38 protein-coding genes (1 of these 38 cut by a window edge) are annotated in these 22,225 nt (G+C 49.7%); 2 read left to right on the forward strand and 36 right to left on the reverse strand.

Going from position 1 to position 22,225, the window contains the following annotated elements; translation table 11 throughout:
- A protein-coding gene (locus NSQ80_RS18440) for a stage II sporulation protein M (protein ID WP_085170594.1) crosses the window boundary here: on the reverse strand, window positions 1–105 show its beginning. It extends 510 nt beyond the left edge of the window; 105 of the gene's 615 nt are visible here — the first part of the coding sequence; the start codon lies at window positions 103–105; its stop codon lies off the left edge, out of view.
- A 123-nt stretch (window positions 106–228) separates the two neighbouring features.
- Between NSQ80_RS18440 and pdaB the strand changes: the two genes are divergently transcribed.
- Window positions 229–1,038 carry a polysaccharide deacetylase family sporulation protein PdaB gene (pdaB, locus tag NSQ80_RS18445; protein ID WP_339300290.1) on the forward strand — a complete coding sequence of 270 codons (810 nt, stop codon included), beginning with the start codon at window positions 229–231 and terminating at the stop codon, window positions 1,036–1,038.
- Between the two features lie 21 nt (window positions 1,039–1,059).
- Here the strand turns inward: pdaB and NSQ80_RS18450 are convergent, their stop codons facing one another.
- A complete protein-coding gene (locus NSQ80_RS18450) occupies window positions 1,060–1,668 on the reverse strand; it encodes a KinB-signaling pathway activation protein (RefSeq protein ID WP_339300292.1) in 609 nt (202 codons plus the stop codon).
- A 138-nt stretch (window positions 1,669–1,806) separates the two neighbouring features.
- Between NSQ80_RS18450 and gerD the strand changes: the two genes are divergently transcribed.
- Window positions 1,807–2,601 (forward strand): spore germination lipoprotein GerD, encoded by a 795-nt coding sequence (gene gerD / locus NSQ80_RS18455; RefSeq protein WP_339300294.1) that lies wholly within the window; start codon window positions 1,807–1,809, stop codon window positions 2,599–2,601.
- 52 nt (window positions 2,602–2,653) lie between these two features.
- Here gerD and NSQ80_RS18460 read toward each other — a convergent pair whose 3' ends face one another.
- The 34 genes from NSQ80_RS18460 to rplB all read right to left on the reverse strand — a co-directional run bounded on the left by NSQ80_RS18460 (window position 2,654) and on the right by rplB (window position 22,205).
- Complete coding sequence (locus tag NSQ80_RS18460) at window positions 2,654–3,769, reverse strand: Mrp/NBP35 family ATP-binding protein (RefSeq protein WP_085279067.1); 1,116 nt, start codon at window positions 3,767–3,769, stop codon at window positions 2,654–2,656.
- Between the two features lie 62 nt (window positions 3,770–3,831).
- Entirely contained in the window at window positions 3,832–4,602 is a 771-nt protein-coding gene (gene cwlD, locus NSQ80_RS18465; protein WP_339300296.1) for an N-acetylmuramoyl-L-alanine amidase CwlD, read from the reverse strand.
- Between the two features lie 93 nt (window positions 4,603–4,695).
- Window positions 4,696–5,868 (reverse strand): sulfate adenylyltransferase, encoded by a 1,173-nt coding sequence (sat, locus tag NSQ80_RS18470; RefSeq protein ID WP_323077808.1) that lies wholly within the window; start codon window positions 5,866–5,868, stop codon window positions 4,696–4,698.
- Between the two features lie 39 nt (window positions 5,869–5,907).
- Window positions 5,908–6,600, reverse strand: a complete 693-nt coding sequence (locus NSQ80_RS18475) for a phosphoadenylyl-sulfate reductase (protein WP_009226669.1) — start codon at window positions 6,598–6,600, stop codon at window positions 5,908–5,910.
- A 209-nt stretch (window positions 6,601–6,809) separates the two neighbouring features.
- Complete coding sequence (gene rpsI / locus NSQ80_RS18480) at window positions 6,810–7,202, reverse strand: 30S ribosomal protein S9 (RefSeq protein WP_009226668.1); 393 nt, start codon at window positions 7,200–7,202, stop codon at window positions 6,810–6,812.
- A gap of 20 nt (window positions 7,203–7,222) precedes the next feature.
- Window positions 7,223–7,660, reverse strand: coding sequence for a 50S ribosomal protein L13 (gene rplM / locus NSQ80_RS18485; RefSeq protein WP_009226667.1), 438 nt, complete (start codon window positions 7,658–7,660; stop codon window positions 7,223–7,225).
- A gap of 273 nt (window positions 7,661–7,933) precedes the next feature.
- Complete coding sequence (gene truA, locus NSQ80_RS18490) at window positions 7,934–8,719, reverse strand: tRNA pseudouridine(38-40) synthase TruA (protein WP_009226666.1); 786 nt, start codon at window positions 8,717–8,719, stop codon at window positions 7,934–7,936.
- A gap of 114 nt (window positions 8,720–8,833) precedes the next feature.
- The gene (gene rplQ / locus NSQ80_RS18495) at window positions 8,834–9,199 is read right to left on the reverse strand and encodes a 50S ribosomal protein L17 (RefSeq protein WP_009226665.1); all 366 of its coding nucleotides are present in this window, start codon (window positions 9,197–9,199) and stop codon (window positions 8,834–8,836) included.
- 37 nt (window positions 9,200–9,236) lie between these two features.
- Window positions 9,237–10,181 carry a DNA-directed RNA polymerase subunit alpha gene (locus NSQ80_RS18500; protein WP_009226664.1) on the reverse strand — a complete coding sequence of 315 codons (945 nt, stop codon included), beginning with the start codon at window positions 10,179–10,181 and terminating at the stop codon, window positions 9,237–9,239.
- Between the two features lie 132 nt (window positions 10,182–10,313).
- Entirely contained in the window at window positions 10,314–10,709 is a 396-nt protein-coding gene (gene rpsK, locus NSQ80_RS18505; RefSeq protein WP_009226663.1) for a 30S ribosomal protein S11, read from the reverse strand.
- 19 nt (window positions 10,710–10,728) lie between these two features.
- Entirely contained in the window at window positions 10,729–11,097 is a 369-nt protein-coding gene (gene rpsM / locus NSQ80_RS18510; RefSeq protein ID WP_009226662.1) for a 30S ribosomal protein S13, read from the reverse strand.
- A gap of 21 nt (window positions 11,098–11,118) precedes the next feature.
- Complete coding sequence (rpmJ, locus tag NSQ80_RS18515; protein ID WP_003333770.1) at window positions 11,119–11,232, reverse strand: 50S ribosomal protein L36; 114 nt, start codon at window positions 11,230–11,232, stop codon at window positions 11,119–11,121.
- A gap of 165 nt (window positions 11,233–11,397) precedes the next feature.
- The gene (gene infA / locus NSQ80_RS18520; RefSeq protein WP_007132547.1) at window positions 11,398–11,613 is read right to left on the reverse strand and encodes a translation initiation factor IF-1; all 216 of its coding nucleotides are present in this window, start codon (window positions 11,611–11,613) and stop codon (window positions 11,398–11,400) included.
- Window positions 11,614–11,615: 2 nt separating this feature from the next.
- Complete coding sequence (locus NSQ80_RS18525; protein ID WP_009226661.1) at window positions 11,616–11,930, reverse strand: KOW domain-containing RNA-binding protein; 315 nt, start codon at window positions 11,928–11,930, stop codon at window positions 11,616–11,618.
- A gap of 3 nt (window positions 11,931–11,933) precedes the next feature.
- Window positions 11,934–12,686 (reverse strand): type I methionyl aminopeptidase, encoded by a 753-nt coding sequence (gene map, locus NSQ80_RS18530; protein WP_009226660.1) that lies wholly within the window; start codon window positions 12,684–12,686, stop codon window positions 11,934–11,936.
- A 5-nt stretch (window positions 12,687–12,691) separates the two neighbouring features.
- Complete coding sequence (locus NSQ80_RS18535) at window positions 12,692–13,336, reverse strand: adenylate kinase (RefSeq protein WP_016310721.1); 645 nt, start codon at window positions 13,334–13,336, stop codon at window positions 12,692–12,694.
- Between the two features lie 98 nt (window positions 13,337–13,434).
- Window positions 13,435–14,736: a preprotein translocase subunit SecY gene (gene secY, locus NSQ80_RS18540; protein WP_339300301.1), complete on the reverse strand. Its 1,302-nt coding sequence runs from the start codon at window positions 14,734–14,736 to the stop codon at window positions 13,435–13,437.
- A complete protein-coding gene (gene rplO, locus NSQ80_RS18545) occupies window positions 14,736–15,176 on the reverse strand; it encodes a 50S ribosomal protein L15 (protein WP_009226657.1) in 441 nt (146 codons plus the stop codon). The genes secY and rplO overlap by 1 nt, the downstream gene beginning before the upstream one ends.
- Before the next feature lie 53 nt (window positions 15,177–15,229).
- A complete protein-coding gene (rpmD, locus tag NSQ80_RS18550) occupies window positions 15,230–15,415 on the reverse strand; it encodes a 50S ribosomal protein L30 (RefSeq protein WP_009226656.1) in 186 nt (61 codons plus the stop codon).
- Between the two features lie 12 nt (window positions 15,416–15,427).
- Complete coding sequence (gene rpsE / locus NSQ80_RS18555) at window positions 15,428–15,925, reverse strand: 30S ribosomal protein S5 (protein ID WP_009226655.1); 498 nt, start codon at window positions 15,923–15,925, stop codon at window positions 15,428–15,430.
- A 28-nt stretch (window positions 15,926–15,953) separates the two neighbouring features.
- Window positions 15,954–16,322, reverse strand: coding sequence for a 50S ribosomal protein L18 (gene rplR / locus NSQ80_RS18560; RefSeq protein ID WP_028539490.1), 369 nt, complete (start codon window positions 16,320–16,322; stop codon window positions 15,954–15,956).
- 84 nt (window positions 16,323–16,406) lie between these two features.
- The gene (gene rplF / locus NSQ80_RS18565) at window positions 16,407–16,949 is read right to left on the reverse strand and encodes a 50S ribosomal protein L6 (RefSeq protein WP_009226653.1); all 543 of its coding nucleotides are present in this window, start codon (window positions 16,947–16,949) and stop codon (window positions 16,407–16,409) included.
- Window positions 16,950–16,979: 30 nt separating this feature from the next.
- Window positions 16,980–17,378, reverse strand: a complete 399-nt coding sequence (rpsH, locus tag NSQ80_RS18570) for a 30S ribosomal protein S8 (protein WP_009226652.1) — start codon at window positions 17,376–17,378, stop codon at window positions 16,980–16,982.
- A 31-nt stretch (window positions 17,379–17,409) separates the two neighbouring features.
- Window positions 17,410–17,595, reverse strand: a complete 186-nt coding sequence (locus tag NSQ80_RS18575; protein ID WP_009226651.1) for a type Z 30S ribosomal protein S14 — start codon at window positions 17,593–17,595, stop codon at window positions 17,410–17,412.
- 43 nt (window positions 17,596–17,638) lie between these two features.
- The gene (gene rplE, locus NSQ80_RS18580) at window positions 17,639–18,181 is read right to left on the reverse strand and encodes a 50S ribosomal protein L5 (RefSeq protein WP_009226650.1); all 543 of its coding nucleotides are present in this window, start codon (window positions 18,179–18,181) and stop codon (window positions 17,639–17,641) included.
- A gap of 33 nt (window positions 18,182–18,214) precedes the next feature.
- Window positions 18,215–18,568 (reverse strand): 50S ribosomal protein L24, encoded by a 354-nt coding sequence (gene rplX / locus NSQ80_RS18585; protein WP_009226649.1) that lies wholly within the window; start codon window positions 18,566–18,568, stop codon window positions 18,215–18,217.
- A gap of 52 nt (window positions 18,569–18,620) precedes the next feature.
- Window positions 18,621–18,989, reverse strand: coding sequence for a 50S ribosomal protein L14 (rplN, locus tag NSQ80_RS18590; RefSeq protein WP_009226648.1), 369 nt, complete (start codon window positions 18,987–18,989; stop codon window positions 18,621–18,623).
- A 36-nt stretch (window positions 18,990–19,025) separates the two neighbouring features.
- Entirely contained in the window at window positions 19,026–19,289 is a 264-nt protein-coding gene (rpsQ, locus tag NSQ80_RS18595; protein ID WP_009226647.1) for a 30S ribosomal protein S17, read from the reverse strand.
- A gap of 52 nt (window positions 19,290–19,341) precedes the next feature.
- Window positions 19,342–19,542 (reverse strand): 50S ribosomal protein L29, encoded by a 201-nt coding sequence (gene rpmC / locus NSQ80_RS18600; RefSeq protein ID WP_009226646.1) that lies wholly within the window; start codon window positions 19,540–19,542, stop codon window positions 19,342–19,344.
- Window positions 19,532–19,966 carry a 50S ribosomal protein L16 gene (rplP, locus tag NSQ80_RS18605; RefSeq protein WP_260071426.1) on the reverse strand — a complete coding sequence of 145 codons (435 nt, stop codon included), beginning with the start codon at window positions 19,964–19,966 and terminating at the stop codon, window positions 19,532–19,534. Before rplP ends, rpmC begins: the two co-directional genes overlap by 11 nt.
- A gap of 2 nt (window positions 19,967–19,968) precedes the next feature.
- The gene (rpsC, locus tag NSQ80_RS18610) at window positions 19,969–20,637 is read right to left on the reverse strand and encodes a 30S ribosomal protein S3 (protein WP_009226644.1); all 669 of its coding nucleotides are present in this window, start codon (window positions 20,635–20,637) and stop codon (window positions 19,969–19,971) included.
- Window positions 20,638–20,650: 13 nt separating this feature from the next.
- Entirely contained in the window at window positions 20,651–20,983 is a 333-nt protein-coding gene (rplV, locus tag NSQ80_RS18615) for a 50S ribosomal protein L22 (RefSeq protein ID WP_009226643.1), read from the reverse strand.
- A 38-nt stretch (window positions 20,984–21,021) separates the two neighbouring features.
- A complete protein-coding gene (gene rpsS, locus NSQ80_RS18620; protein ID WP_009226642.1) occupies window positions 21,022–21,300 on the reverse strand; it encodes a 30S ribosomal protein S19 in 279 nt (92 codons plus the stop codon).
- Between the two features lie 74 nt (window positions 21,301–21,374).
- Complete coding sequence (gene rplB, locus NSQ80_RS18625) at window positions 21,375–22,205, reverse strand: 50S ribosomal protein L2 (RefSeq protein WP_016310717.1); 831 nt, start codon at window positions 22,203–22,205, stop codon at window positions 21,375–21,377.
- Between the last annotated feature and the right edge of the window lie 20 nt (window positions 22,206–22,225).

Raw genomic sequence — 22,225 nt, forward strand, 5'->3', positions numbered from 1 at the left:
ATTTGCTGCCCCCAGAACTAGTCCCGCTGCAAAAATCAAAATCGATAGCAGCATGGCTTTCTTATATTTACGTAAGTCGCGGATAAACTTCCGAATCGAGAACATTGCATCAATCTCCTTCAAATTATGATCGGCCAAGCGTCATAAAGCTGTGGAACAAGCATACATTTGTACAAGCGGATCAGTTCAGATCATTTCATTCTGATAACGAGAGGGGCTTAAAGGTTCATGAACAACTTCTTCTATGTCCTTAACGGAAAGAAAATCAAACGCTTTTTCTTTGTCTTCGCTGCGGCCCTCTTTGCTGCCGGCGTCATTTACGTGGAGCAGGGCCATGTCACGGTATTCTCAGAGGAAAGCGCTCCGTCGGCTATTTATAGCGTGTCCACGAACAAAAAAGTCATAGCCCTTACCTTCGATATCAGTTGGGGCGATACGCGGGCCGAGCCGATTCTCAACGTGCTGAAGGAGAAGAATGTGCAGAAAGCCACCTTCTTCCTGTCTTCGCCTTGGAGCAAGACCCATCCAGACATCGTCAAAGCAATTCAGAAGGAAGGTTATGAAATTGGAAGCCACGGGCATAAGCATACGAATTACAGCAGCCTGAGCGACGAGGAAATTGCCCGTCAGATTTCAACCGCACATACGATTTTGACCGAAGTAACAGGCCAACCTCCTAAGCTGCTGCGGCTTCCAAACGGTGACTTCGATAAGCGCGTGCTTAGAATTGCTGCAAGTCAGGGCTACCAAGTCATTCAATGGGATACGGACTCTCAGGATTGGATGAACAAAGGAGTTCAAACCATCGTTGACCGCGTCGTTAAAAAAGCCCATCCCGGGGATATCGTTCTCCTTCACGCCAGCGATTCGGTGAAGCAAACGCATGAAGCGTTGCCGATTATCATCGATGAGCTCCGCAAGAAAGGCTATGAGTTTGTGACCGTAACGGACCTGCTGCAGGAAGCCAGCGTTCAAGGCAACGAAGTCCGTGATCAAGCGTGGCTGAAGAAGCAGTTTGAGTACGCAATTGGATTGTAAACTGTAGCAAAAAAGCCCAGTTTAGGCTGGGCTTTTTGGTATTTCTGTACTTCCTGAATTCAGAACGCGCTGCAGAATTAAGATTTGATATGCATTACATGCGACTAATGGCGCAACAATCCAGGCCGTCGCGGAATTGACCCCAATCTTCAATACGCCAACGGTCTCTACAATCGTAACCGCAATCATAAAGAACAACGTGGGAATCCAGGCAGTTGCATTCGTCAATTTCGCCTTATAAAACGCAGTCCCCACAGCCACAATAAGAATGACAATGCCAAGGACTATGTCAGAATACCCGTTCTTCTCCCCGCCTACGAAAATGCGGAAGAACATGAGTTCCAGCAACGCTAAAGCAGTTAAGACCAACTGGATATATTGCCACGTTCTTCTGGAGAAGACACCGTTCCCCATATAATTGATCATTAAATATGCGAAAAAGCCCATTTGGGAATACACGCTAACCATAATGCCAACGCCAAGTAATATCCCGACATTGACCAAAATATCGGTCAGGCCTTTATATTGCAGGGTATCGGTCCATTGCAGCAACAGCCCGACCATCAGCGACCCCGCCGCCCCTACGGCTAAGGTTGTCCCAAATAAGTAAAGCCACTTTTTTAAGTTCAAGCCCCTTCCACCTCCACTAACGAAATATTTTACCAACGATCCCGGTAAAAAACCATTGTTTTTAAGCTTTTCGTTGGGATATTTCCGTTTTTAAGCCGCATACTAACTTCAGCAATGATGATAAGGAGGAAGGGAACCATGAAATGGCGGGGTACCCGTTGGATTTTATGCTTCTTATGTACATTCACTCTTCCGCTTGCAGCCTGCGGTTCTGAACAAAGCTCCCCCTCCTCTTCCCAGGGTGGGGGATATAAAGAAACGAAATCGATGGTTATCGATATTCTTAAGACTGACGAAGGTAAAAAGGCTATATATGAGGCGTTAAGCAATCCTCCAAGCAGCAGCGAAAGCGGAAGCGGAAGCAGCGGCTCAGAATCCGGTTCGGAGTCCGGTTCTGATTCCGGTTCCGGGTCGGGCGGATCCGGAGGAAGCAGCGGAGGCGGAACGTTTGGGGTGAAGATGATTCTCCCGTCCCAAACCTCCAATGAGGTGCGTATGGCTGTCAAGGAGACGATTACTTCCCCGGAATACAAGAAGGAAATCGAGAAGATCATGACCGATCCGCAGTTTGCCGGGGATTTTGCGAAGGCGATCAACGCCCAAAGCAAAGAGCTCCATATGCAGCTGATCAAAGACCCTACTTATCAGAAATCGATCAGCGAAATCCTGAAATCGCCGGAAGTCATGAAGATGTTCCTCGATTTAACCAAGACGCCGGATTACCGCAAGCAATCCATGACGGTCATGCAGGAAGCGATGCAAAGTCCGTTGTTCAAATTGGAAGTGCTTGAGCTGTTGAAAACCGTCGTTCAAGAGCAACTGCAGCCGAAGGTGGAAAAAGAGCCTAAGCAGGACGAAGGCGGCGGTAACGAAGGCAGCGGCGATGAAGGCGGCCAAAGCAAAGAGGGCGAAGGCAGCGGTGGATCTTCTTAAGCCGCAAGCTAACGCTCATCCCCCCCCCAAAAAAAGACCGACCCGTTAAGGGTCAGTCTTTTTTGCATTTCAACACGATGCGCTGCGCCAGTTCGTCATACAGCTGACCCACCGGGGTCTCTGCTTTGTACACTGACGGAGAAAAGTCCGGCTCGGAGGGATGGTTATCCGGCGCCCCCAGCGGGAATTGTGCCAGCAATTCCGTATGTAAGGACTCTGCCAACCGAGCACCGCCGCCGCGCCCGAAGATATAATCCTTCTCGCCGCATTTGGAGCACTCGTAGTAAGCCATATTTTCGACGACGCCCAGCACTTCATGTTCCGTGCGCAGCGCCATAGCCCCTGCTCGGGCAGCAACAAAAGCAGCAGTAGCATGCGGGGTAGTGACGATGATCTCCTTGCTTTGCGGAATCATCTGGTGCACGTCAAGGGCGATATCCCCTGTACCCGGCGGAAAATCAAGCAGCATATAATCCAAATCGCCCCACTGAACATCGCTGAAAAATTGCCGAAGCATTTTCCCCAGCATCGGGCCCCGCCAAATGACCGGGTTATTGTCCTGGATAAAAAAGCCCATCGACATCACCTTGACGCCAAACCGTTCTACAGGTAAGATTTGGCCGTTCTCCACCACCGGAGCCTCTTCAATCCCCATCATATCGGGAACGCTAAAGCCATAGATGTCGGCGTCAATTAAGCCCACCTTCTTGCCTTGACGCGCCAGGGCCACCGCCAAATTCACCGTGACGGTGGATTTGCCTACTCCCCCCTTACCGCTGGCAACAGCAATAAATTGCACGCCAGATCTTGGATCAAGAATCGGCAGCCCCTCCAACCCTGCTCCATGCCCCTTCAGTTCGTTGCTTTGGCCATGAGATGAGTCCGAAGGTTGACGAGCCGCGCTAAACGCGGCCTCACGCTCCTGCTCCGAAGCTTCACGGAAGCGAAGATGCACATCCTTCACCCCTGCTTCGGATAAACGAAATCGGATCTCCCGCTCGGCTTCCACTTGTGCTGCACTGCCTTTCTCAAAGCCAACGACGGTTAATGAGACGCGGTCTTCCTTGATCATAATATCGCGAATCCACTGGAGGTCGACTAGACTGAGACCTGTGGTTGGTTCTGCAACCGGGCGTAATGTTGCCTGAAGCTGTTCTTTCGTAATCACTGACAGCACCTCGACTTCATCAGATAGTTAGGTCTATTAAGATAGTTAGTTCTATTATATCATTACCTGACATCCTCTGCCGGGGTTTGTACCTTTTCTCCAGAATAATATCGCAAGATCCCCTGATAAATGGAAGCAGCTACTTTCCGTTGGTACGATTCCGTGCCAAGCAACCCCGCTTCCTCTGGGTTCGATAGGAACCCGACCTCCACCAGGACAGCCGGAATCTTCATCGCTTCAAGCAAATACACTTTCTTATCCGAACGATTCGCTACCCGGTCGGTGTTCTCCAGATTCCGTCGAAGCTCTTCCTGTACGAGCGCAGCCAAGTTGGCGTTATCTGCATGATTGGGATAATAGAACGTTTGTGCGCCTCGCCAGCGCGGCGAAGGAATGCTGTTCATGTGTATACTCACGAGCAGATCGGCCTGCTGTTCCTCAATAAAGCGGACCCGTGTCATTAAATCCTCGGTCTTCCGTTTGCTGTAGCCCTTCGTGTCCGCCGCGGCCAGGTCCTTGTCCTCCTCGCGGGTCATGACAACCACCGCACCCGCCTGCTGCAAATAATCGCGCAGGTACAAAGAGACGGCGAGATTGATGTCTTTCTCGATCAGCCCCTGCTTACTGCTGGCTCCGCCATCCGGTCCGCCATGGCCAGCATCCAGGGCGATCACTTGACCCGCCAGCGGGAGGCTCCAATAATTCCAGGCTTTCTGCGCCGGCACTCGGTAGAAGGCCAACCCAAGGATCACGGCAGCCAGACCCACGCCGATCAGCGCTATTTTGATGTGGTTCAGAGTAATCCATAACGTCACCTTATCTCGATCGCGCATAAAAAAAGCCACCTTTCTCCCTTCATGACATTACTCATGATATGGGACAAGGTGGACAAATATGACTCTTATCGGATTAGGCTAACCTGTGATTTAAGTGGGTTGCACCTGTTGCTTCATACCTTCGATCAGGACCTCCGCAACCTCCGGCCGGGTAAATTCCGGCGGCGGACAAATCCCATCGCGCAACAAGCCGCGAACCTTCGTGCCGGACAAGGTCAGATGATCCTCTTTCGGATGCGGGCAGGTCTTGCTGGAAGCCATATTCCCGCATTTCGTACAGAAGAAGCTGTGTTCAAAGAACAGCGGCGTGATGCCCAGCTCCTCGGGCGTGAAGTTCGAGAAAATTTCTTGGGCCTCATACGTGCCGTAGTAATCGCCAACCCCCGCATGATCGCGGCCTACGATAAAATGCGTACATCCGTAATTTTTGCGAACCATCGCATGGAAAATCGCTTCACGTGGTCCGGCATACCGCATGGCTGCCGGGAACACCCCTAGAAACGTGCGATTTGCGGGATAGTAGTGTTTCAGCAGAGTCAAATAGCTCTTCATCCGAACATCTGCCGGTACGTCGTCCGATTTTGTCTCGCCAACCAGCGGATTCAGGAATAACGCATCCACGATTTCCATCGCACTCTTCTGAATATATTCATGTGCCCGGTGAACCGGATTGCGGGTCTGGAACCCGACCACCGTTCTCCAACCCTTCTCAGCAAAGATCCGCCGCGTCTCCGCCGGATCAAAATAAAACTCCTTAAACCGCGCCGGTTCGGGCCGGTTCAACACCTGAATCGAACCGCCAACGTAGTAAGGCGAACGTTCCAGCAGCTTCTTCACTCCGGGATGTGCAGGATCATCGGTTTTGAACACTTTGCGTGCTTCCTCTGCCTGATCAACGGAATAGATACTGCCAATCTCAAGCAGACCGTAAACAACGCCGTCCTGCTCACCAACCAACGCGACCTGTTCTCCAATTTCCAGGCTTTCCGCTTGTACCCGGGCTACGGAGAGGGTAATCGGGATGCTCCATACCGTTCCGTCAGCCAGCCTCATGCGATCGACAACCGACCGATAATCGTCTTCGTTCATAAACCCGGTTAATGGCGAAAATGCCCCCACCCCAATGAGGTCCAGGTCCGAAATCGTCCAGTTATTAATGAGAATGGCCGGAAGGCCCTTCGCCTGTTCCAGGAGGCTTTCTCGTTGTGGTCCGGTCACAACCCGGTTAATCAGGCTCCCACCATGCGGTAATATTGACGTCACCCGTATCTCCCCCACTTCTGATTTTTTTCTCCTCACCGTTTATTGATGTAGTCCGCATTCCGTCTTTTCCGTTCCAGACCAGCGTCCTGCGCGTGGATCTTCTCCTGGCATTACCGGACGGGTACAATGTTCGCAGCCAATGCTAGGATAATTGCGGTCGTGCAAAGGATTATAAATGAGCTGATGCTCGCGAATGTAGTTCCATACATCGTCCGAGGTCCAGTTGGCGATAGGATTAAACTTCACCAGACCAAACTTAGTGTCGTATTCAATTTTCTTCGCATTTGCCCGGGTTGGCGCCTGGTCGCGGCGAATCCCTGTGATCCATGCCTCGTAGCGGCCCAACACCCGCGTCAGCGGCTCAACCTTACGCAGGTTGCAGCAAGCGTTAGGATCCGACTTCCACAGTTCCTCCCCATACTTCTGCGCCTGTTCCTCCGGCGTTAACGTAGGGGATACCCGTACAAATTCCAGTCCGTATTTGGCCGCAATCGCGTCCCGCGTCTCATAAGTCTCTTTAAAATGAAAATCCGTGTCTAAGTAAAAAATGTCGGTAGACGGGCTGATTTGCTGCAGCATATCGACCAAAACGACATCCTCAGCCCCAAAGCTGCAGGCAAAGGCGATATTCGGAAACGTCTCTACCGCCCAGGCGAGGATTTCTTGGGGGGATAACGACTCAAATTCCTCGGCCCTGGCCGCAATTAACTGCTCTTTTTCCAATAAATTCACTTTTCTTCAGACCTCCCGCATCAGGTTAAACAAGGCATACGATTATTCCAACTAATCAGATTTGAATTATATTTAAAAGTATATGGCATTCCCCCTAGAAGTCAATACTAAAAAATCCAAAATGAAAAAAAGTCCGAAGAAACCTTCAATATAAACGCAAAAAAGCCCCTTTCCAAAACGGAAAGGGACTTTCGTATGCAATATAAAGATTAACGTTTCGAGAACTGAGGAGCACGGCGAGCTGCTTTGAGGCCGTATTTCTTCCGTTCTTTCATCCGTGGGTCACGCGTCAAGAAGCCTGCTTTCTTCAATGCAGGACGGAGTTCCGGATCTGCTTTGAGCAGTGCACGGGAAATCCCGTGGCGGATTGCGCCAGCTTGACCGGAGATACCGCCGCCATGAGCGATGACGATAACGTCGTAGTTACCCAGCGTTTCCGTCAAAGTCAGCGGTTGTTTTACGATCAGCTTCAGCGTTTCCAGACCAAAATAATCGTTGATGTCGCGTTTATTGATGACAATGCGTCCTTCACCCGGTACAAGGCGAACACGAGCTACCGAATGTTTACGACGACCTGTCCCATAGTATTGTACTTGTGCCATGAAACTGTCCTCCCTTTTAATTATCCGCGAAGTTCGTAAACTTCAGGTTTTTGTGCCGCATGTGGATGCTCAGTGCCCGCGTAAGCTTTCAGTCTCAGCTTCATTTTCTCGCCAAGGCGAGTTTTAGGCAGCATGCCGTGAACGGCGGACTCAATTACACGTTCAGGTTTCGTTCTCAGCAAATCCTTGGCAACAGTCACTTTCAAACCGCCCGGATGAAGGGAATGACGATAATATTTTTTGTTATCGAGCTTTTTGCCGGTCAGGGCGATTTTCTCCGCGTTGATGACGATCACAAAGTCGCCGCAGTCAACATGTGGAGTAAATTGTGGTTTGTGTTTACCGCGGATAAGAGCTGCAGCTTCGCTAGCCAAGCGGCCCAGCGTTTTGCCTTCGGCATCGATGATGTGCCATTTGCGCTCTACTTCGCCTGGCTTCGCCATATAAGTGGTACGCATGTAAAGATCCTCCTTCAAATTCGTCCGAAATGGTTCATCCTGCTGAACACGATCATGCTCTTCGGGTCGCTTGACCAAAGTCAGCAGATTTATCTTCGATCGTTTCATTCATGTTTAGCAAGCATAAAATTCTTGTTTAAGCGGCTTTCTTGACTGGGGGCTGTGGGATAGCCATCAAGAAAACACAACTTTTATTTTACAGGAAGCCAAGTTAATACGCAAGCCTTTTTCAAAGGTTATCCCGAAAAAATCAAGCTTCCAGCCGCAACCGCTTCAATCACACAAATCTTCTTCTTCGTATTCCACACTCCAGAGCATCAGCCCTTTGCTCTCGGCCGTTGGGCCTGCGGCAGTCCGGTCTTTCGCCTCCAAAATCGCCTGGATCGATTCAGGCGTACGTTTGCCTTCACCGATCTCGATTAAGGTGCCAACGATGATTCGGACCATATGCTGCAGGAATCCGCTCCCCGTGACATAAAAATGGACAATCCCCTGGCCCGTTGTTCCAGGTATTTTTGCTAATGAATCCACCACGATCCGGGCATCATATATCGTACGAACATGGCTTAGCTTCGTGGACTGACGCGAGGCGAACGAAGTGAAGTCGTGGGTACCAACCAAATACGGCAGACTTGCCTGCATAGCATCAACATTGAGTTGTCCGGGATGATGAAACTGATAGTTCCGTTGGAACACATCCGGGAATCGGTTGGTATTAATGGTGTAGCGGTAGGTTTTCCGCTTGGCCGAATGCCGTGAATGGAAGGTCAGAGGGACCTCCCGAGCCGTCAATACGCGGATATCGGAAGGAAGACGCGCATTAAGCGCCAAACACCAACGTTCCACGGGAATTCGCGAATCGGTGTGAAAGTGAAATGGCTGCTGCCTGGCATGCACTCCGGCGTCGGTTCGTCCAGAGCCATGGATTTTCACCGTTTCTCCCGTTAATTGGCGGATGGCTCCCTCAATATGATCCTGAACCGTATTTCCGCCCGGTTGGGTCTGAAAGCCGAAATAGTTGGTTCCGTCATAGCTGACGGTCATCAGCAAGTTGCGCATCGGTCCCTTCCTTTCTCAAGGCTACACATTTTCTCAATAAAAAAACTCTCCGAAAGCTTAGCCGTAAGGCGAGCCGACAGAGAGTTTTACACGCTAGATTGGGGAATCCCCGAATTACGCGCGATCTACCAGTTCCAGATAAACCATAGGAGCAGCGTCGCCGCGGCGAGGTCCCAGCTTCAGGATACGAGTGTATCCGCCTGGACGGCTGGAATAACGAGTTGCCAGTTCGGTGAACAGCTTTTGGATTGCATCCTGCTCGCCATCGATCGATTCGCGACGAACGTAAGCTGCCACTTGACGACGGGCATGCAGGTCACCACGTTTTGCCTTGGTGATCAGCTTCTCAGCGATCGAACGAACTTCTTTCGCCTTCGCTTCCGTCGTTTGGATGCGTTCGTATAAGAACAGGTCGGTTACCAGGTCACGGAACAATGCTTTACGTGCGCTGGAATCGCGGCCCAACTTTTGGTATGCCATGAGTTTTCCCTCCTTCGCTAGAACGATTCAAGTCAACTTATTCTTCAGTGCGCAATCCCAAACCTAACTCTTGGAGCTTCTCTTGAACTTCCTCCAAAGATTTGCGACCAAGGTTACGTACCTTCATCATATCTTCTTCGGTTTTCGTCGTAAGCTCTTGTACCGTATTGATACCGGCACGTTTGAGGCAGTTATAGGAACGAACGGAGAGATCAAGCTCTTCAATCGTCATTTCAAGCACTTTTTCTTTCTTGTCTTCTTCCTTCTCGACCATGATTTCCGCGTCTTTCGCTTCGTCCGTAAGGCCTACGAACAAGAAGAGATGCTCGGTCAAAATTTTCGCGCCGAGGCTTACCGCTTCTTCAGGTCTGATACTGCCATCGGTCCACACTTCAAGCGTAAGCTTGTCGTAGTTGGTCACTTGGCCAACCCGGGTATTCTCTACCACGTAATTGACCCGAGTAATCGGGGTATAGATCGAATCGACGGGAATGACACCGATCGGTTGATCATCTCGTTTATTTCGATCTGCCTGAACGTAACCACGTCCGCGGCCTGCGTAGATGCGCATGTGAAGTCTCGAACCCGGTTCAAGCGTAGCAATATGCAGATCCGTATTCAAAATTTCCACATCGCTGTCCGCACGGATATCTCCTGCCGTAACAACGCCTTCGCCTTCTGCATCGATTTCGAGGATCTTCTCCTCATCCGAATGAATTTTCAGCGAGAGTGCTTTCAGGTTCAGGATGATCTCCGTAACGTCCTCCATAACGCCCGGTACGGTCGCGAATTCATGCAGAACTCCATCGATTTGGACCGAGGTTACCGCAGCACCCGGCAGAGAAGAGAGCAAAATCCGGCGAAGCGAGTTGCCCAGTGTGGTGCCATACCCACGTTCAAGTGGTTCTACTACAAATTTCCCATAGGTGCCTTCATCGTTAACTTCTACGGTCTCGATTTTTGGCTTTTCGATTTCTATCACGAAAGTACCCCTCCTTCAAAACGTCGTTCCTTTCAATCTGCCTAAGGTGCTGAAGTTCGTAACGTAGTATGCCTAAACATCCATTGTTCCCAATTGACGCTGGTGTTATACCACGGCTTCAGCGCGGCTTCATTAAACGCGGCGGCGTTTTGGAGGACGGCAGCCGTTATGAGGAATTGGAGTAACGTCTTTGATCATGTTGACTTCAAGGCCTGCCGCTTGCAAGGAGCGGATAGCGGCCTCACGGCCGGCACCAGGGCCTTTAACCATAACCTCAACGGTTTTCATGCCATGTTCCATCGCAGCTTTGGCAGCAGATTCAGCAGCCATTTGCGCAGCAAACGGAGTCGACTTACGGGAACCTTTGAATCCAAGACCGCCGGAGCTCGCCCAGGAAATCGCGTTACCGTGTGGATCCGTAATGGTGACGATCGTGTTATTGAACGTGGAGCGGATATGAGCCACACCAGATTCAATATTTTTCCGGTCACGACGTTTCGTACGTACGACTTTCTTTGGTTTAGCCATTGTCTGTTATCCCCCCTTCTTATTTCTTCTTGTTCGCTACAGTACGACGAGGACCCTTACGAGTACGGGCATTCGTTTTCGTACGTTGTCCGCGAACCGGCAAGCCGCGACGATGACGCACTCCGCGGTAGCAGCCAATTTCGATCAAACGTTTAATATTTAAGGAAATTTCACGACGCAGGTCACCTTCAACCTTGACCGTTTTGTCGATCGTTTCGCGTAGTTTGCTAACCTCATCTTCCGTCAAATCACGAACACGAGTGTCCGGATTGATGCCTGTTGTTTTCAGGATTTTCTGGGAAGTCGTTTTACCGATTCCGAAAATGTAAGTTAAGGCGATCTCAACGCGTTTATCACGTGGCAAATCCACACCAGCAATACGTGCCATTTTACGCTACACCCCCTTCAATTAACCTTGTTTTTGTTTGTGTTTCGGATTTTCGCAAATCACCATGACATTGCCTTTGCGACGAATGACTTTGCATTTTTCGCAAATCGGCTTTACAGAAGGTCTTACCTTCATGCTGATTACCTCCTAAAAGTTTTACAGAAGTAAAACTGGGATCGAAAGCATACGTTCTTATTTTGCGAAAGCAAAAATCCAATCGCACGCATTCTAATCATAAACTACTCTCTGAAACAACTCAACCTGAATATTGTACCACAACTTTACCGTAATGGGTATAGTCTATTTGCGGTAAGTGATCCGGCCTTTCGTCAAATCATATGGCGAAAGCTGAACGACCACTTTGTCTCCCGTCAAAATGCGGATAAAGTGCATCCGCAACTTACCGGAAACGTGAGCGAGAATTTGATGACCATTCTCCAACTCTACTCTAAAGGTTGCATTCGGCAACGGTTCAATGACCGTACCTTCGACTTCAATGACATCTTCTTTAGCCACAGTCAGTCTCCTTTCTCTTCAGCCATAGAATTGGCGGACTTCTGATAAGCAAGAACTGCATGCCGCAGTTTCCCGTTCGTCACCCGTCCGCTTTCCTGCAAACTATGAACAACCTCGCTGCTAACTATGGGCAGTAGTTCAAGATGCTGGGCATTTTTACGTTTGGGTCCATCAAACTTCCGTTTGTTTCCGTCCGCGATCCAGACGAATTTGTCGTCCAGAATCCCGACAATCACATAAATCGCACCGGCATCCCTGCCTTTGAGAACTTTCACCAACTGACCGATTTGCGGCGCTGAGCGCTCTTTCACGTTCATCACCTACGCATCCAGCTTCGTGAAAATTTCCATCCCGTCCGGTGTAACAGCTACCGTATGCTCAAAGTGAGCGCACAACGAGCCATCCACCGTAACCACTGTCCAGTTGTCTTCCAGCGTTTTAACATATCGCTTCCCCATGTTAACCATCGGTTCGATCGCCAGGACCATCCCCGGCTTAAGCCGCGGGCCCCGGTCGGGCAAACCATAATTCGGAATTTGCGGTTCTTCATGTAAGCTCGCGCCAATGCCATGACCCACATATTCCCGAACGACGGAAAAACCGGCAGCTTCGATGAATTGCTGAATTGCATGCGAGATCGTGTACAATCGAACATCCGGTTTAACGAGCGCAAGGCCCGCATACAAGGAACCTTCGGTGACCTCCAAGAGTCGCTTGGCTTCCTCCGAAATTTTACCTACCGGATACGTCCACGCCGAGTCCCCATGGAAACCACGGTACTCCGCGCCGATATCCAATGTAATGATATCGCCTTCGTTCAATTTGCGTTTGCCGGGAAATCCGTGTACCAATTCTTCGTTGACCGAAGCGCAAATGCTGTAAGGAAAACCGTTGTAACCTTTAAAGGACGGCACGGCGCCCTGACTGCGAATGTATTTATCGGCGAGTTGATCGAGTTCTCCCGTCGTAATTCCAGGCTCAATCGCTTGGGCCATGAGCCTGTGCGTTTCCGCGACGATCCGCCCAGCTTCTCGCATAAAGCCTAGTTCCGTTTCGGATTTACAAATGATCATTACACCTAACCTCGCAGTAGTGACACGATTTCCTTCGAAACCGCATCGATTTCCTGTTCACCATCTACCTGACGCAACAGGCCTTTATCTTCATAGAACTTCAGAAGCGGTGCGGTTTTGTTGATATATTCGTCCAAACGAGTTCCTACGCTCTCTTCGTTATCATCCGAGCGTTGGTATAACTCGCCGCCGCATTTATCACAAACACCTTCCTGCCCCGGAGGATTAAAGATCACATGATAAGTGGCGCCGCAGGATTTGCAAATCCGGCGTCCCGTCAGCCGCGCCAGCAGCTTGTTCCGGTCCACTTTCAGGTTGATGACGTGGTCCAGCTTGCGACCCATGCTATCAAGCAGCTCATCCAGCGATTCCGCTTGCGAAAGGGTTCTTGGAAAACCGTCCAATAAGAAACCTTTTTCGCAATCGGGCTGCTGCAAGCGTTCGCGAACGATCCCCACTGTCACATCATCAGGCACGAGCAGTCCCTGATCCATATATTCCTTCGCTTTCATCCCCACAGGTGTTCCCTGTTTGATTGCCAGGCGAAATGCGTCGCCGGTAGAGATATGAGGAATACCGAATTCGTTAACGATTGTCTCGGCTTGTGTTCCTTTTCCTGCTCCGGGAGGCCCCATGAATAGTAGGTTCATGTTTCTCACTCCCTCCAACACTTCTCTACAACAAGAAATAGCTCAGTTAGGTGCCAGGCAAGGACGTTTGCACGTCCTCTGTTCCTGGTACCTACCGACTATTTATTGATAAAACCTTTATAGTGACGTTTGATCAATTGGCCTTCAATCGTCTTCATCGTATCCAGCGCAACGCCGATCACGATGAGGATCGATGTACCGCCGATCAAGACCGTGCTTGGCAACCCTGCGATAGCCCCCAATCCCATAGGGAGAATGGAGATGGCAGCAAGGAAAAGCGCACCGGTCATCGTCAAACGGGTTAACACCCGAGTCAAATAGGTTTCCGTCGCTTTACCAGGACGGATCCCTGGAATGTAGCCGCCGTTTTTCTTCATGTTCTCAGCCATCTGCTGCGGGTTCATCTGCACGAACGTATAGAAGAACGTAAAGCCGATGATCATGATCACATAAAGCACCATCCCAAGCGGACGGTTGGTAGACAAATGGGTCGTAATCCACTGCGCCCAAGCGTGCGTCGACCAGAAGCTGGCGATCACGACCGGGAATTGCAGCAAGGAAACTGCAAAAATGACCGGAATCACGCCGGCAGCGTTGATCTTGAGCGGAATATGCGTATTCTGCCCGCCATACATTTTGTTACCTACCACACGCTTTGCGTATTGGACCGGGATTTTCCGGATCGCTTGTTGTACGTAGATAACACCGATGACGATCAAGATGCACACCAAGAAAATCGCGATGGATTTCACCACATTGATGAAAGGCTGGCCTTCAATGATAAAATCCGATTGCGCAATCGTCGTAATGTGCGTAGGGATGGAGGCAACGATCCCGGCAAAGATAATCAGCGAGATCCCGTTACCAATCCCTCTTTCGGTAATCTGCTCACCTAACCACATCAGGAAAGAAGTACCGGCTGTCAACACGATGGCGATCACGAGATAGTCGCCAAAGGTTGCGTTCGGCACCATTTCCGTTCCGTACAAACGGTTAAAACCAATCGACGTAGCAAACGCCTGAATGAGGGCCAAAATGACCGTTCCGTAACGGGTCACTTGGGCCATTTTCTTCTTACCGTGTTCCCCTTGCTTAGCCCATTCCGCAAATTTCGGAATGACGTCCATCGACAAGAGCTGTACGATGATGGAAGCCGTGATATAAGGCATGATCCCGAGGGCAAAGATCGAGAAGTTCTTCAGGGCGCCGCCCGAGAAGGTGTTCAAGAGCCCTAACAAGTTGTTTCCTGCTGCGTTGTTTGTCGCCTCAAAGACCTCTTTATTAACGCCCGGAACCGGAACGAAGGAACCGATCCGGTAAATGAGGAAGATAAACAACGTAAACAAGATGCGGTTGCGAAGGTCTTGAACATGCCATATGTTCTTAATGGTTTTAAACATTAGATCACCTCGGTTTTACCGCCGGCAGCCTCGATTTTCTCTACCGCAGATTGGGAGAACTTATTCGCTTTAACTGTCAGTTTGACAGTAACTTCACCGTTGCCGAGAATCTTGATGCCGCTCTTCGCGTCTTTCACGATTCCTTGTTCAAACAACAGCTCAGGAGTTACTTCCGTATCCGCCGCAAAGTTGTTCAAATCTTCGATGTTCACAATCGCATACTCTTTCCGCGTCGGATTGATGAACCCGCGTTTTGGCAAGCGACGATACAGCGGGTTTTGACCGCCTTCGAAGCCCGGACGCACACCACCGCCGGAACGAGCGTTTTGACCTTTGTGACCGCGAGTAGATGTTTTACCCATACCGCTGCCTGTACCGCGGCCGACACGTTTGCGCGTGTGGCGGGAACCAGGAGCTGGGGAAAGCTCATGTAACTTCATCGTTCGTTGCACCTCCTTATTTATTGTTGGCAATTAATAAGCTTACGCTATCCTTAGCCTTCGATTTCTTTAACCGAAACCAGGTGGCTCACTTGATTCACCATGCCGCGAATGGCTGGGTTATCGTTGTGAACAACAGATTGGTTAATTTTGCGAAGACCCAAGGTTTTCACGGTAGTACGTTGGTTCTCCGGACGACCGATCAAACTACGCACGAGGGTAATTTGCAGTTTAGCCATGAGATTCCCTCCTTAACCGAGAAGTTCTTCGACGGTTTTACCGCGCAATTTCGCAACATCCTCAGCACGTTTCAGACGGGACAAGCCCTCCAAAGTCGCGTTGACCATGTTGATGGAATTCGAAGAACCCAAAGATTTAGTCAAAATGTCGCCTACGCCAGCCAGTTCAAGAACCGCACGAACTGGACCGCCGGCGATAACCCCGGTACCTTCGGATGCCGGTTTCAACAGAACGCGGCCAGCTCCGAAATGCCCGATTACTTGGTGAGGGATCGTAGTACCTACGAGCGGAACATGCACAAGATTTTTCTTCGCATCTTCAATGCCTTTACGGATCGCGTCAGGTACTTCGCCTGCCTTACCGATCCCAGCGCCAACCCAGCCTTTGCCGTCGCCGACAACCACGAGTGCACTGAAGCTGAAACGGCGTCCGCCTTTAACTACTTTAGCTACGCGGTTAATGTTTACAACTCTTTCTGTCAGTTCTAAAGTGTTCGGATCTACACGCAAGTCGTTAACCTCCTTTTAGTGATGATTTTTAGAATTCCAGGCCTGCTTCGCGGGCTGCGTCAGCCAGCGCCTGAATCCGTCCATGGTACAGATATCCTCCACGGTCAAAAACAACGCTCTTGTATCCTTTCGCTTGTGCGCGTTTTGCGATCAATTCGCCCACTTTACGAGCGGATTCCACGTTGCCGCCGTTACCGATCGAACCGCTCAGTTCTTTATCGACCGTCGATGCGCTAGCCACCGTTACGCCTGCTACGTCGTCGATCAGTTGAGCGTAGATATGTTTGGAAGAACGGTATACGTTCAGTCTTGGACGAGCTGCCGTTCCTTGGACTTTCTTACGTACACGCAGATGTCTTTTCAGACGTGCTTTGTTCTTATCAGCTTTTGTAATCATGACTTCCATTTCACTCCCTTCGGTTTACCGCTATCGGACATTTCGTTTCAAGACGCCAGAAGGCTAGGCACGTTAAGAAGAAACTTATTTCTTCTTACCGGCTTTACCTTCCTTGCGAATAATGCGTTCGCCTTCATACTTGATCCCTTTGCCTTTATATGGCTCAGGCTCACGGACAGAACGAATTTTAGCGGCATATTCGCCTACGCGTTCTTTATTGATCCCTTTAACGATGATCTTCGTATTCGAAGGTACTTCGAATTCGATGCCCTCTTCCGGCGTAATTTCTACCGGATGGGAGTAACCAACGTTCAGAACCAGTTTTTTGCCGGACAAGCTTGCGCGGTAACCGACACCAACCAGCTCGAGCGATTTGGAGAAACCTTCCGTTACCCCGCTGACCATGTTGCTGACAACGGAACGGGTCGTGCCATGCAGGGAACGATGTAATTTATTGTCAGAAGGACGTTCAACGGTAATGACGTTACCTTCAACCGTTACCTTGATGTCCTTGTGAAGCTCACGAGTCAAAGTACCTTTCGGACCTTTAACTGTAATGACGCTATTATCAAGTGTGACATCCACACCACTTGGTACTGTGATTGGTTTGCGACCAATACGAGACATGTATTGCACCTCCTTGTTATAAGACGTAAATTACCAAACGTAGCAGAGGACTTCGCCGCCGGCTTTGGACTGACGAGCTTCCTTGTCAGTCATGACACCTTTGGAAGTGGAGATAATCGCGATACCCAAGCCGCCGAGGACACGAGGAATTTCATTGCTTTTCGTGTACACGCGAAGGCCTGGTTTACTGATTCTCTTAAGTCCAGAGATAACGCGTTCGTTGTTCGGGCCGTATTTCAGGAAAATACGGATGATCCCTTGTTTGTTATCATCGATATATTCAGCGTCACGGATGAAACCTTCACGCTTCAGGATCTCAGCGATTTGTTTCTTGATCGTGGACGCAGGCAGTTCAACCGTCTCGTGACGCACCGTGTTGGCGTTACGAATACGAGTAAGCATATCTGCAATTGGATCTGACATAGTCATACGTGTAAACCTCCTTCCCGTTGTTGATTAATTACCAGCTTGCTTTTTTCACGCCAGGAATCTGGCCTTTATAAGCTAATTCACGGAAGCAAATTCTGCAAATTTTGTACTTTTGCAATACCGAATGTGGGCGACCACAACGTTCACACCGGGTGTAAGCCCGAACTTTGAATTTAGGTGTACGTTGTTGTTTAACTTTCATCGAAGTTTTAGCCACTTAGCCTGACACCTCCTAAATAGTTTCGGAGAAAATGGACGGATTACTTAGCAAACGGCATGCCGAGCCCGCTCAAGAGCTCGCGGGATTCTTCGTCGGTTTTCGCCGTCGTTACGATGACGATATCCATACCGCGTACTTTATCCACTTGATCGTATTCGATCTCAGGGAAGATCAGTTGCTCTTTCAGGCCCAGCGTATAGTTACCGCGACCGTCAAATGCTTTCGTCGATACACCGTGGAAGTCACGGACACGCGGAAGCGTTACGTTAAACAGTTTGTCAAGGAAATGATACATGCGGTCTCCGCGAAGAGTTACCTTCACACCGATCGGCATGTTCTCACGCAGTTTGAAACCAGCGATAGATTTCTTTGCGCGGGTGATAACCGGCTTTTGACCAGCGATCAGCTGCATATCGTTTACTGCGGAATCAAGTACCTTCGAGTTCGCTACAGCGTCACCAACACCCATGTTGATAACCACTTTCTCGATCTTCGGCACTTGCATTACGGTTGTATAGTTGAATTTTTGAATCAAAGCAGGTGTTACTTCGTTCAAAAAGCGTTCTTTCAATCTTGCTGCCATGAATCATGGACCTCCTTTCTTAACGTTTCTCGATTAGTCGATTACTTCTCCGGATCTCTTCGCTACGCGAACTTTTTTGCCGTTGTCCAATACTTTGTAACCGATACGGGTTACTTTTCCGCTCTTCGGATCAACGTGCATAACGTTCGAAACGTGAATCGGAGCTTCCTTCTCGATGATGCCGCCTTGTGGGTTCAGTTGGTTTGGTTTTTGATGTTTCTTAACCATGTTCACGCCTTCCACAAGCACGCGGTTTTCACGAGGATATGCGGCGATGACGCGGCCTTTTTTGCCTTTGTCTTTACCGGAAATCACGATAACCGTGTCGTCCTTTTTGACGTGCAGCTTATTGTTATGAGATTCAAGAATCTTCTTCAGTCTAGGCACTTGGTTTACACCTCCTGTTAAATCGGGCTCCCCGTTGGCTTATGGGGTGTTCTTAGATAACTTCCGGAGCCAAGGAAACGATCTTCATAAAGTCCTTGTCGCGAAGTTCACGGGCAACAGGTCCGAAGATACGCGTTCCGCGTGGGCTCTTATCTTCTTTAACAACAACTGCTGCGTTTTCGTCGAATGCGATGTAGGAACCGTCTTTACGACGAACCGAACGTTTCGTACGAACGACTACCGCTCTAACTACATCACCTTTTTTGACAACGCCGCCTGGTGTTGCTTGTTTGACGGAGCAAACGATCAGATCTCCGATTTGTGCCGTACGACGACCCGTACCACCCAAAACGCGGATACACATCAGTTCCTTCGCGCCGGAGTTGTCAGCAACCTGCAAACGTGTAAATGGTTGAATCATGGATATTTCCTCCTTTCGGTCTAAGCTACCGTGCTATTAAATGATAACCGCTTCTTCAACGACTTCAACGAGTCTCCAGCGTTTGTCTTTGGACAGCGGGCGAGTTTCGGCGATTTTAACGATGTCACCGATTTTCGCGGTGTTGTTCTCATCATGCGCTTTAAATTTCTTCGTGTATTTAATGCGCTTATGGTACAAGTCATGCTTCTTGTAAGTTTCAACAGCTACAACGATCGTTTTGTCCATCTTGTCGCTGACAACTTTACCAATTTGCACTTTACGGCTGTTACGTTCGCTCATGGTTTGCCTCCTTCCTGGACTTAGGCGCTTTGCTAGATTCGCTCAGCGCTTCTTAACTAGTAATCCCAAGTTCTCTTTCACGGATAACGGTTTTAGCACGAGCTATTTCCTTACGCACATCGCGGATCCGAGTCGGATTATCGAGTTGGCCGGTAGCCAACTGAAAACGGAGGTTAAAGAGTTCTTCTTTAAAACCTGCGATTTTTTGTTCGATTTCTGCAGTGGTTAAGTTGCGAAGTTCATTAGCTTTCATTTGCTTCACCACCCAATTCTTCACGTTTCACAAACTTCGTTTTGATCGGCAGTTTGTGGGCAGCAAGACGCATAGCTTCGCGTGCAACTTCCTCCGATACCCCGGCAAGCTCAAACATGATTTTGCCCGGCTTCACAACTGCGACCCATTTTTCGACGTTACCTTTACCGCTACCCATCCGGACTTCAAGAGGCTTCTGAGTAATCGGCTTGTCAGGGAAAATCTTAATCCATACTTTACCGCCACGTTTGATGTAACGAGTCATCGCGATACGCGCTGCTTCGATTTGACGGTTTGTGATCCAAGACGGCTCCAGAGCCTGCAGGCCGTATTCACCGAAGTTCAGTTCGGTGCCGCCTTTTGCTTGGCCTCTCATATTCCCGCGTTGTTGCTTGCGGTGTTTTACGCGTTTTGGTACCAACATGATTAGTTGCCTCCTTCCTGAGCAGCTTGTTGTTTCTTAGCCGTAGGAAGAACCTCTCCACGATAAATCCATACTTTTACGCCGATGCGGCCATAAGTCGTATGCGCTTCTGCCGTACCGTAATCGATGTCGGCGCGGAGCGTATGAAGTGGAACAGTTCCTTCACTGTAGCCTTCCGTACGAGCAATTTCAGCACCGCCGAGACGACCGCTGACTGCCGTTTTAATCCCTTTCGCTCCCGAACGCATTGTTCTTTGAATTGCTTGTTTCAGCGCACGACGGAAAGAAACGCGACGTTCCAATTGTTGTGCGATGCTTTCAGCAACCAAGATTGCGTCAAGATCAGGGTGTTTGATTTCAGAAATGTTGATGTGAACCTTTTTGCCGCCTGCAATTTTCGTAATTTCACCGCGCAGGTTTTCAACTTCCGAACCGCCTTTACCGATAACCATGCCCGGTTTAGCAGTGTGGATCGTAACGTTCACACGATTTGCCGCTCTCTCGATCTCAATCCGAGATACCGCGGAGTCTTTCAGTTTATTTTTCAGGTGTTCACGAATTTTTACGTCTTCCAGCAAAAGATCACCGAAATCTTTGCCTGCGTACCATTTGGATTCCCAATCACGGATAATCCCTACTCGTAATCCGACCGGATTTACCTTTTGGCCCACACGTTTTCCCTCCTTATTTTTCGGATACCACCAAAGTAATGTGGCTGGTGCGTTTGTTGATCCGGCTAGCACGTCCCATTGCCCGCGGACGGAAACGTTTCATCGTCGGGCCTTGGTTAACGTAGGCTTGCGTAATCACCAATTTATTTACATCCATAGAATAGTTATGTTCAGCATTGGCAATCGCCGAGTTCAACAGCTTCTCCACGATCGGGGATGCTGCTTTTGGCGTATGGCGCAGAATTGCAATCGCGTCGCCAACTTGCTTACCGCGGATCAGATCAACCACGAGTTGAGCTTTGCGGGGAGCAATACGAATCGATCTTGCATGTGCTTTAGCTTCCATGTAGTATTACCTCCTCTCAAACGAAGAACTTATCGTTATTAACGTCTCGTTTTCTTATCGTCATCCGTATGACCTTTGTAGGTCCGGGTTGGAGCAAATTCGCCCAGTTTATGTCCGACCATATCCTCGGTTACGTACACCGGTACGTGCTTGCGGCCGTCATAGACACCAAACGTATGACCAATGAATTGCGGATAGATCGTGGAGCGACGGGACCAAGTTTTGATCACGACCTTCTTGTTCGAAGCGCTCGCTTCTTCCACTTTCTTAAGCAGGTACCCGTCGACAAAAGGCCCCTTTTTCAGACTGCGACTCATTCATTTATCCTCCCTTCACAATGCGCTGCAAGTTACGCTTCGTTCATGCCGCGAAGTGATCCGCAAGATGCGGATTACTTCGTGCGACGGCGAACGATATATTTATCAGAAGCTTTGCCTTTTTTACGCGTTTTGTAACCAAGGGTCGGTTTGCCCCAAGGAGACAACGGAGATTTACGGCCGATCGGAGCGCGACCTTCACCACCACCGTGTGGGTGATCGTTCGGGTTCATGACGACACCGCGGACTTCTGGACGTTTGCCCAGCCAGCGGCTGCGTCCGGCTTTACCGATTTTCACGAGCTCGTGGTCACCGTTACCTACGGAACCGATGGTTGCGCGGCAAACTTTCAGAACTTTACGAACTTCGCCAGAAGACAGGCGGATCGTTACGTATTTGTCCTCTTTACCGAGCAATTGAGCTTCTGTACCAGCTGCACGAACAAGTTGTCCGCCTTTGCCTGGTTTCAGCTCGATGTTGTGGATCACGGTACCTACCGGGATATTCTCCAGCGGCAATGCGTTACCGATTTTGATGTCGGAACCTGCGCCAGATTCGATCACATCGCCCACTTTCAAACCTTTAGGAGCGATGATATAGCGTTTCTCACCATCGGCATAATGGATCAAAGCGATGTTCGAAGTCCGGTTTGGATCGTATTCGATCGTAGCAACGCGGCCTGGAATTCCATCTTTGTTCCGCTTGAAGTCGATGATCCGATATTTACGTTTATGTCCGCCGCCATGGTGACGAACAGTGATTTTACCTTGGTTGTTGCGGCCGGCCGTTTTGCTCAGCGGCGCAAGCAAAGATTTCTCCGGCTGATCCGTCGTAATTTCTTCGAAGGTCGACACGCTCATCGCACGTCTAGCCGGGGAAGTCGGTTTGTACTTTTTAATTGGCACGAGATTTCCCTCCTTACTTT

Origin of the sequence: Paenibacillus sp. FSL K6-2441 (genome assembly GCF_037964765.1) — a bacterium.
Lineage (GTDB): Bacteria > Bacillota > Bacilli > Paenibacillales > Paenibacillaceae > Fontibacillus > Fontibacillus phoenicis.